At 71.1% G+C, this 7,814-nt stretch carries 5 protein-coding genes; all 5 read left to right on the top strand.

The annotated features are described in order from the left end of the window. Nucleotides 1-40 precede the first annotated feature (40 nt). The 5 genes from recF (at nt 41) to ACFV6I_RS35385 (ending at nt 7,670) form a co-directional block, all read left to right on the top strand. Entirely contained in the window at nt 41-1,174 is a 1,134-nt protein-coding gene (gene recF / locus ACFV6I_RS35405; protein ID WP_380429994.1) for a DNA replication/repair protein RecF, read from the top strand. 106 nt (nt 1,175-1,280) lie between these two features. Next, nucleotides 1,281-1,820, top strand: a complete 540-nt coding sequence (locus ACFV6I_RS35400) for a DUF721 domain-containing protein (protein WP_063348459.1) — start codon at nt 1,281-1,283, stop codon at nt 1,818-1,820. A gap of 268 nt (nt 1,821-2,088) precedes the next feature. Further along, nucleotides 2,089-4,104: a DNA topoisomerase (ATP-hydrolyzing) subunit B gene (gene gyrB, locus ACFV6I_RS35395; RefSeq protein WP_063348458.1), complete on the top strand. Its 2,016-nt coding sequence runs from the start codon at nt 2,089-2,091 to the stop codon at nt 4,102-4,104. A gap of 59 nt (nt 4,105-4,163) precedes the next feature. Beyond that, nucleotides 4,164-6,776, top strand: a complete 2,613-nt coding sequence (gene gyrA / locus ACFV6I_RS35390) for a DNA gyrase subunit A (protein WP_063348457.1) — start codon at nt 4,164-4,166, stop codon at nt 6,774-6,776. Nucleotides 6,777-6,926: 150 nt separating this feature from the next. Next, entirely contained in the window at nt 6,927-7,670 is a 744-nt protein-coding gene (locus tag ACFV6I_RS35385) for a DUF3566 domain-containing protein (RefSeq protein ID WP_244293408.1), read from the top strand. Nucleotides 7,671-7,814: the final 144 nt, after the last annotated feature.

The raw sequence follows: 7,814 nt of genomic DNA, 5'->3' as shown, positions 1-7,814 counted from the left end.
TACCCCCCACCACCCCTGACGGCGCGCGCAGTCCACCGCAATGCACGACGCGATTGTGTCGCTCGCCGAGTTCCGGTCGTACGCCGGGGTCGAGGTTCCCCACGACCGGGGCGTGACGGCCTTCGTCGGGCCCAACGGCCAGGGCAAGACCAACCTGGTCGAGGCGATCGGCTACGTCGCCACACTGGGCAGCCACCGGGTCGCCACCGACGCCCCGCTGATCCGGCTGGGCGCCGAGCGGGCGGTGGTCCGCACCTCGGTGGTGGACCGCGGCCGCACCACCCTGGTCGAGCTGGAGCTGACCCCGGGCAAGGCCAACCGGGCCCGGATCAACCGCTCCGACAACGTCCGCCCGCGCGACGTGCTGGGCCTGCTGCGGACTGTCCTGTTCGCCCCCGAGGACCTCAGTCTGGTCAAGGGCGACCCGGGTGAGCGCCGCCGTTTCCTGGACGAGCTGCTGACCGCCCGGGCCCCCCGGCTGGCCGGGGTCCGGCAGGATTACGAGCGGGTCCTCAAGCAGCGCAACGCCCTGCTGAAGACCGCCGCGATGGCCCGCCGGGCCGGTGGCGGCAAGGGCGCCGACCTCTCCACCCTGGAGGTCTGGGACGGCCATCTGGCAAGGGCCGGAGCCGAGTTGACGGCCTTCCGGATCCAGCTGGTGGCTTCCCTCCAGCCGTTGGTGGCGGCCGCGTACGGGCAGCTGGCCCCGGGCGGCGGCGACACCGTCCTGGAGTACCGCAGCTCCTTCGAGGGCGGGCTGCCGACCAGCCGCGAGCAGGCCGAGGAGCAGTTGCTGAACGCGCTGGCGACGGTCCGCAAGCAGGAGGTGGACCGCGGCATCACCCTGGTCGGCCCGCACCGCGACGAGCTGGTGCTCAGCCTCGGCCCGCTGCCCGCCAAGGGCTACGCGAGCCACGGCGAGTCCTGGTCGTTCGCGCTGGCGCTGCGGCTGGCCTCGTACGAGCTGCTGCGCGCCGACGGCGGCGAGCCGGTGCTGATCCTGGACGACGTGTTCGCCGAGCTGGACGCGGCCCGCCGGGACCGGCTGGCCGAACTGGTGGCCGACGGCGAGCAGGTGCTGGTCACCGCGGCGGTCGCCGAGGACGTGCCGAAGGCGCTGGCCGGCGCCCGGTTCGCGGTCGCCGACGGCGCCGTCCGCCGGATCGACGCCTGACTCCCCCCGCACCTTCGCAACCGCCGTCCGGGCACTCCCGTAGGCTGGACGGCTCACCGGCGCGCGTCCGCGACCGTTGTCCACAGGCTGGGGAAAGGAGATCGCCGTGAGCGAGCCGGCGGAGCACTCCCCCCAGCCGGGCGACGCGGCGCCGACCGGCGCCGACCTCGCCCGCTCGGCGCTGCGGGCGGCCCGGGCCCAGGCGCGGCAGCGCGGCGAGCAGGTCCGGGAGAAGCGTGAGGCGAAGCGGCACGGCCTGCGCAGCGGAGCCCGGTCGGACGGCCGCGACCCGGTCCCGCTGGGGGCGGCGCTGAACCGGCTGCTGACCGAACGGGGCTGGGAGTCCTCGGCCGCGGTCGGCGGGGTGATGGGCCGTTGGCCCCAGATCGTCGGCCCGGACATCGCCGCGCACTGCCACCCCTCCTCCTACGACGACGCCGCCGCGGTGCTCACCGTGCAGTGCGACTCCACCGCATGGGCCACCCAACTACGGTGGCTGGCAAGGCAGTTGGTGGCCCGCCTGAACCATGAGCTGGGCCACGGCACGGTCCGCACCATCAAGGTGCTGGGCCCGGCGGCGCCCGCCCGCGGCTACGGCCGGCTGCGCGCTCCGGGAAGCAAGGGGCCGGGCGACACCTGGGGCTGACCGGGTTGCCGGCCCGCCGTCGAGGGCGTGGAGCGGACCACGATCTTCCGGAACCCCTGACAGCCCTTCCAGGCGCTCTGGGCCCCCCGGGCGAGTATCGGGACATGTCCAGAGGGGATTCAGGGCGGCATATCTGCCTTCAAGGGCTGCCAAACGCCCATCTCTGTCAGTCGTACCGGTAGACTGAGAGCCAAACACTGTTGCTAGTGGCAACCGAGTCTAAACGCCGTGGTCGCACGCCCGCCCACACGGGGCGGGAATGCGGCCCGTGCTGTGCCAGAGAGGGCGCTTCGTGGCCGATTCCGGCAACCCCAGCCAGACCCCAGACCAGACCGACCAGGCTTCCTACACCGGTAGCAACATCCAGGTGCTGGAAGGCCTCGACGCCGTCCGCAAGCGCCCCGGCATGTACATCGGCTCCACCGGCGAGCGGGGCCTGCACCACCTGGTGCAGGAAGTGGTGGACAACTCCGTCGACGAGGCGATGGCCGGGTACGCCGACACCATCGACGTCACGCTCCTCGCCGACGGCGGGGTCCGGGTGGTGGACAACGGCCGTGGCATCCCGGTCGACATCGTCCCCGGCCAGGAGAAGCCGGCCGTCGAGGTCGTGCTCACCGTCCTGCACGCCGGCGGCAAGTTCGGCGGCGGCGGCTACGCCGTCTCCGGCGGTCTGCACGGTGTCGGCGTCTCGGTCGTGAACGCGCTGTCCACCCGCCTGGCGGTGGAGATCCACCGCGACGGCTCGCGCTTCACCCAGGAGTACAAGGCCGGTGCGCCGACCGCGCCGCTGGCCACGCACGAGGGCTCCGAGCAGACCGGTACGACCGTCACCTTCTGGGCCGACCCGGAGATCTTCGAGACCACGGTCTACTCCTTCGAGACGCTGTCCCGGCGCTTCCAGGAGATGGCCTTCCTCAACAAGGGCCTCTCCATCTCGCTGACCGACGAGCGCCCCGAGCACGTGGACGAGGAGGGCAAGCCGCTCACCGTCACGTACAAGTACGACGGCGGCATCGCCGACTTCGTCGCCCACCTCAACTCCCGCAAGGGCGAGGTGATCCACCCCTCGGTGATCGACTTCGAGGCGGAGGACAAGGACCGGGCGATCTCGGTGGAGATCGCGATGCAGTGGAACTCCTCCTACACCGAGGGGGTCTACAGCTTCGCCAACACCATCCACACGCACGGCGGCGGTACCCACGAGGAGGGCTTCCGCGCGGCGCTGACCGGCCTGGTCAACCGCTACGCGCGGGACAAGAAGCTGCTCCGGGAGAAGGACGACAACCTCTCCGGCGAGGACATCCGCGAGGGCCTGACCGCGATCATCTCGGTCAAGCTCGGCGAGCCGCAGTTCGAGGGCCAGACCAAGGACAAGCTCGGCAACACCGAGGCGAAGACCTTCGTCCAGAAGGTCGTCCACGAGCACCTCAACGACTGGTTGGACCGCAACCCCAACGAGGCCTCGGACATCATCCGCAAGTCCATCCAGGCCGCCACCGCGCGCGTCGCCGCCCGCAAGGCCCGCGACCTCACCCGCCGCAAGGGCCTGCTGGAGTCCGCCTCGCTGCCGGGCAAGCTCTCCGACTGCCAGTCCAAGGACCCGGCCGAGTGCGAGATCTTCATCGTCGAGGGTGACTCCGCCGGCGGCTCGGCCAAGCAGGGCCGCGACCCGCGCACCCAGGCCATCCTGCCGATCCGCGGCAAGATCCTGAACGTCGAGAAGGCCCGGATCGACAAGGTGCTGCAGAACACCGAGGTCCAGGCGCTGATCTCGGCCTTCGGCTGCGGCATCCAGGAGGACTACGACGACTCCAAGCTCCGCTATCACAAGATCGTCCTGATGGCGGACGCCGACGTCGACGGGCAGCACATCCGCACCCTGCTGCTCACCCTGCTGTTCCGCTTCATGCGGCCGCTGGTCGAGTCCGGGTACGTCTACCTCGCCATGCCGCCGCTGTACAAGATCAAGTGGGGCAAGGACGACTTCGAGTACGCCTACTCGGACCGCGAGCGCGACGCGGTCATCGCGGCCGGGGTCGAGGCCGGGCGCCGGCTGCCCAAGGACGACGCGATCCAGCGCTTCAAGGGCCTCGGCGAGATGAACGCCGAGGAGCTCCGGGTCACCACCATGGACGCCGAGCACCGGCTGCTGCTCCAGGTCACCCTGGAGGACGCCGCTCGCGCCGACGAGCTGTTCTCCGTGCTGATGGGCGAGGACGTCGAGGCACGCCGCTCCTTCATCCAGCGCAACGCCAAGGACGTCCGCTTCCTGGACGTGTGACGCCGCCCGACCGGCAGCGAAACCACGTACCAGTCCGCGTGAAAGGAAACTGACCACCAGTGGTCGACGACAACCGTCCCGAAGGCGAACAGCCCGAGACCCCCACAGCCGCCGAGGCCACCGCCCAGGTGACCATGCGGATCGAGCCGGTCGAGCTCGAGACCGAGATGCAGCGCTCGTACCTCGACTACGCGATGAGCGTGATCGTCAGCCGGGCGCTCCCCGAGGTCCGTGACGGCCTCAAGCCGGTGCACCGACGCGTGCTCTACGCGATGTACGACGGCGGGTACCGCCCCGAGAAGGGCTACTACAAGTGCGCCCGCGTCGTCGGCGACGTCATGGGCAACTACCACCCGCACGGCGACACCTCCATCTACGACACCGTCGTGCGCCTGGCCCAGCCGTGGTCGCTGCGGATGCCGCTGGTGGACGGCAACGGCAACTTCGGCTCCCCGGGCAACGACCCGGCCGCGGCCATGCGCTACACCGAGTGCAAGATGATGCCGCTCGCCATGGAGATGATGCGCGACATCGACGAGGGCACCGTCGACTTCGCGTCCAACTACGACGGCCGCTCGCAGGAGCCGACCGTCCTGCCCGCGCGCATCCCCAACCTGCTGGTCAACGGTGCCACCGGCATCGCGGTCGGCATGGCCACCAACATCCCGCCGCATAACCTGCGCGAGGTCGCCTCCGGCGCGCTCTGGGCGCTGGAGCACCCGGACGCCTCCAACGAGGAGCTGCTCGAAGCCCTGATCGAGCGGATCAAGGGCCCCGACTTCCCCACCGGCGCGCTGATCGTCGGCCACCGCGGGATCGACGACGCCTACCGCACCGGCCGCGGCTCGATCACCATGCGCGCCGTGGTCGAGGTCGAGGAGATCCAGGGCCGCCAGTGCCTGGTGATCACCGAGCTGCCGTACCAGGTCAACCCGGACAACCTCGCGCTGAAGATCGCCGACCTGGTCAAGGACGGCAGGGTCGCCGGCATCGCCGACGTCCGCGACGAGTCCTCGTCCCGCACCGGCACCCGCCTGGTGGTCGTGCTCAAGCGCGACGCCGTCGCCAAGGTCGTGCTGAACAACCTCTACAAGCACACCGAGCTGCAGACCAACTTCGGCGCCAACATGCTGGCCCTGGTCGACGGCGTGCCGCGCACGCTGTCGCTGGACGCCTTCATCCGGCACTGGGTCAACCACCAGGTCGAGGTCATCGTCCGGCGCACCACCTTCCGGCTGCGCAAGGCCGAGGAGCGCGCCCACATCCTGCGCGCCCTGCTGCGCGCCCTGGACATGATCGACGAGGTCATCGCGCTGATCCGGGCCTCGGCGAGCGCCGACGCGGCCCGCACCGGCCTGATGGGGCTGCTCTCCATCGACGAGCTCCAGGCCAACGCCATCCTGGAGATGCAGCTGCGCCGCCTGGCCGCCCTGGAGCGCCAGCGGATCATGGACGAGCACGACGAGCTGCAGCGCAAGATCGACGAGTACAACGCGATCCTGGCCTCGCCGACCCGCCAGCGGGAGATCATCTCCGAGGAGCTCACCGCGATCGTCGAGAAGTACGGCGACGAGCGGCGCTCCACCCTCATCCCGTCCGACGGCGACCTCTCGATCGAGGACCTCATCGCCGAGGAGGACATCGTCGTCACGATCACCCGTGGCGGCTACGTCAAGCGGACCCGCTCCGACCTCTACCGCTCGCAGAAGCGCGGCGGCAAGGGCGTGCGCGGAGCGCAGCTCAAGCAGGACGACATCGTCGACCACTTCTTCGTGACGACGACCCACAACTGGATCCTGTTCTTCACCAACAAGGGCCGGGTCTACCGCGCCAAGGGCTACGAGCTCCCGGACGCCGGGCGCGACGCCCGCGGCCAGCACGTGGCCAACCTGCTGGCCTTCCAGCCGGATGAGCACATCGCCCAGGTGATGGCCGTGCGCACCTACGAGGACAAGCCCTACCTGGTCCTCGCCACCCGGGCCGGCCTGGTGAAGAAGTCCGCGCTGAAGGACTACGACTCCCCGCGCTCCGGCGGCCTGATCGCGATCAACCTGCGCCAGGACGAGGAGGGCCGGGACGACGAGCTGATCGGCGCCGAGCTGGTCTCCGCCGAGGACGACCTGCTGCTGGTCTCCAAGAAGGCCCAGTCGATCCGCTTCACCGCGACCGACGACGCGCTGCGGCCCACCGGCCGCGCCACCTCCGGCGTCAAGGGCATGGCCTTCCGCGAGGACGACGAAATGCTCTCGATGAACGTCGTCCGCCCGGGAACGTACGTGTTCACCGCGACCGACGGCGGGTACGCCAAGCGCACGGCCGTGGACGAGTACCGTGTCCAGGGGCGTGGCGGCTACGGCACCAAGGCGGCGAAGATCGTCGAGGGCCGGGGCTCCCTGGTCGGCGCGCTCGTGGTCGACGACACCGACGAGATCATGGCGATCACCCTTTCGGGTGGGGTGATCCGCACAAGGGTTTCCGAAGTTCGTGAAACCGGACGTGACACCATGGGCGTCCAACTGATCAACCTCGGTAAGCGCGACGCGGTCGTGGGCATGGCCCGCAACGCGGAAGCCGAGGACGAGGAGACGGTGGAGGACGAGGTCGCGGACACCGCGTCCACCGAAACGGCTGAGGGTGCGGAGACGACGGCTGGCGGCGACGCCGAGGTCTGAACCGAACCACGGGCCGGTGCCGTCGCGTCCTGATAGAGGGCGTGGCGGCACCGGCCGCCCACCAGTTCCGGGCAATCCCGCCGGGCGCTGGATGACGAGTGACGAAGCAGGACGGTGCCGCCGTCCTGGTGGGAAGTGCGGGAGGACCAGGTGAGTGGAGCCACGGGTGCTGCGGGAGGGCCCTCCGGCGGCCGTCCGGGCGCGCAGGGCGGGGGTGGGTACGGCGCGCAGCAGCCGCCGGCCGAGCACTCGGCCGCGTCCACCTCGCTGATGCCACCGGTCGGCGGGGCGGGGCAGGGCGGCGCGACCTACGGCGGGCAGACGCCCCCGCCGCCGGGCGCTCCGGCGCCGGGCGCGAGCGGATTCTCGCAGCCGACCACCTATGCCAAGGGGCAGCCGACCCCGGCCCGGGGCACCCGGACCAGCGGCAACACCCCGCCCGGCGGCACGCCCGTCCCGGGCGCGGCGCGCCGACCGGCCGCCCCGGCCGCCCCCGCGGCGGCCGCCGGTGTCGGCCTCGGCCGGACCCGCAAGGCCCGGCTGCGGGTGACCAAGGTCGACCCGTGGTCGGTGATGAAGGTCAGCTTCCTGCTGTCGCTGGCGGTCGGGATCATCATCATCGTGGCCGCGGCGGTGCTGTGGATGACGCTGGACTCGCTCGGCGTCTTCGACTCGCTGACCAAGACCCTCAAGGACGTCACCGGCTCGGACAGCGCCGGCGGCCTCAACCTGATGGACTACGTGGGCTTCGGCAAGGTGATGACCTTCACCTCGCTGATCGCCGTGGTCGACGTCGTCCTGCTGACGGCGCTGTCCACGCTCTCGGCGTTCATCTACAACGCGGCGGCCGGCTTCACCGGCGGCGTCGAGCTGACCCTGGCCGAGGAGGACTGACCCCGGTCGGATCCTGACCCCCGGTCAGTTCGCCGTCCACGGACGGAATGGACGGGCCCCCCCGGGGGGTTGGGGGCCCCGGGGCCCGCGGGCGGTGGGGGGGGGCGCGGGCCCCCCCGCCGGGGCGCCCCCGGGGCGGCCCGG

This window comes from Kitasatospora sp. NPDC059803, assembly GCF_042732255.1.
In the GTDB taxonomy this organism is placed as follows: domain Bacteria; phylum Actinomycetota; class Actinomycetes; order Streptomycetales; family Streptomycetaceae; genus Kitasatospora.
Note: the sequence above shows the minus strand (reverse complement) of the source record. Positions and strands in the feature narration are given on the sequence as shown.

What these genes read in the sequence shown, in the direction of transcription:
- recF (WP_380429994.1), top strand. Translation starts at nt 41, where the DNA reads ATGCACGACGCGATTGTGTCGCTCGCCGAGTTCCGGTCGTACGCCGGG.